The sequence below is a fragment of the Vibrio sp. S234-5 genome, from assembly GCF_000960595.1.
GTDB lineage: Bacteria > Pseudomonadota > Gammaproteobacteria > Enterobacterales > Vibrionaceae > Vibrio.
This window is the reverse complement of record NZ_JZAM01000247.1, coordinates 1-1,967: the sequence shown is the minus strand read 5'-3', so window position 1 is coordinate 1,967 and position 1,967 is coordinate 1. Positions and strand designations below refer to the sequence as shown.

Genomic DNA, 1,967 nt, shown 5'->3' with positions numbered 1-1,967 from the left:
TGTTCGAACAGGGTTCGCCATTCTTGGTTAGTGCGTCGTTTGGCCATTTCAAATCTCCTTTGGGTTGGAGGTTTGATCTTATTATTCGGGCTAGACGATTAGAATGCGGGGTTTATGATGCGCTTACGTTTGTTGGAGCCTGTCTTACAGCAGTTAAACAAGAAGTTAATTGACCCTGAGGCTAAAATTCAATCGGTTGCACGATACTGCCTATCAGAAGTATTCCGCCATAGTGCAACTGTTATTGACCGTTTAGACCCTAAATATATCCCACTTCATGCTAAATATGATGAATACTTCGAACATCTTCAACATCAAGCAATGTTGGTTTGCAATAATGCTGATGTTAGAAACAGTCGTTTTAATCTGCTCTTAGAGCAAGCACAGTTTTTACTGCTTTGCAGACGAGATTCGAACCTAGAAAAAAGTTCGAGCAATGCTGATCATGATATGATCATTAAGTTAATCAAGGGCTTTAGGGAAATCAAACCTGATAACCAAATTAATGCTTCTAAAATTGCAGCAAATGTGTTGCTTGCTGCGCAATTTAGCGATGATAATAAACCCTTAACTCGTTCAATTTCTTGTCTTTTGGATAAGTTAAAGCCAGATGTTTGCTTGTCTATCTTAACCAAGATTGCTTCGCAAAATCTAACGCTATTCATAGCCTTAATCAGGCATGCTCGTTCTCTTGGTGTGGAATGGGCAAAACAAGAGAGTATCAAAAAGCTTGCTAAACAATATGCGATTGATCGTAAAACGTTACTTGGAGAGCTAGAAAAAATTAGCGGTGATAAATCTTTATTGAGTCTCATCCAACGTGGTGATAATCCTTACGCAAATGAAGTCATGTTGCTCAAATTGATGTTATCGCTACTGGAAGAGCCTAAGCAATTACTTGAAGCTAATACAAATCAACTGATAGACATTACTCGTACCAAAGTTAACCTAGAAGGTGCAAGCTATCATCGTACTCCTCAGTTCGGGCTGTTCAATGCAAAATTAAAAGTCAAACTAGAACTTACCGAATCTCAATCACAACTAAGTCCACACCTAACTGATGTGTCCTCTGAAATTAGTGCGATCCAAAAAATCGCAATTTGCGCACGCTCTGCACTAGTTGGAAATGTCGATTGGTCTGGGTTTGGCTCATCTATGACAGCAAAACTTGGTTATAGAGGAATTAAAACGAGTCCAGATAAAAGAACATTGGGGATGATGAATACCCCACAAGCTATAGTCGGTGAATCTGCTCAAGTTTCTCATTGGTTGACCACATTGATATCTAAGCTTCTCATTTGGCCAGGTATCAATGTTAACGACCAAGGTTATACATGGCCTAACCAGTGGACCATCACCTCTTTTAAAAATCTAATTGTTCAACGTTTAAGTACTTTAGAAAAAATGTACTGTAGACACTCAACTATGCCTAGTTTGATTGAATCAGTAATGCTTGATTGGACGGAGGATAAGCGTGAATTAACTGTTGCAATGGTTCAGTCTAAGTTGCCTCGTATTCGAGATTTTGAGGATTACGGTTGGATGTTAGATGATAAGAAGTTTCGGTCGTTTCATCGGAGGCACGTTGCCGATGTGGCTGCATTAGTTCGTAAGCATATTGATGCCCAGCGTGTAACCGATGAAGAACGTAATGAGCGAGGTCAAAAAATTGATTTAATCGTATGGCCTGAATTATCAGTCCATCGAGATGATATGGATATTCTGATTGATCTATCGCGCAAGAGTCATGCAATCATCTATGCGGGGTTAGTTTTTATTGAACAGGAAGGTGTTCAAGGGCCAAATAACTGTGCTGTCTGGATCGTACCACCAAAGGCCACAGGGCGTCCGCATGAATGGTTAGAATTTAGTCATTGACTTAAATCCAGCAACTAAGACTTGCTCCAAGAAGCCGGGGTTCATCATGCAACGTTTCTGCTTCATTGGCACACTAATTTTGCTTGGCT

Annotated in this window: 1 protein-coding gene; it reads left to right on the top strand. The window is 40.1% G+C overall.

The genetic code is table 11. The features are described from left to right. The first annotated feature begins 114 nt into the window (after positions 1-114). Positions 115-1,878: a hypothetical protein gene (locus tag UF06_RS15830; protein ID WP_052702567.1), complete on the top strand. Its 1,764-nt coding sequence runs from the start codon at positions 115-117 to the stop codon at positions 1,876-1,878. Positions 1,879-1,967 lie beyond the last annotated feature (89 nt).

Coding starts and splice junctions, on each gene's coding strand:
- UF06_RS15830 (WP_052702567.1), top strand. CDS start 115: ATGATGCGCTTACGTTTGTTGGAGCCTGTCTTACAGCAGTTAAACAAG.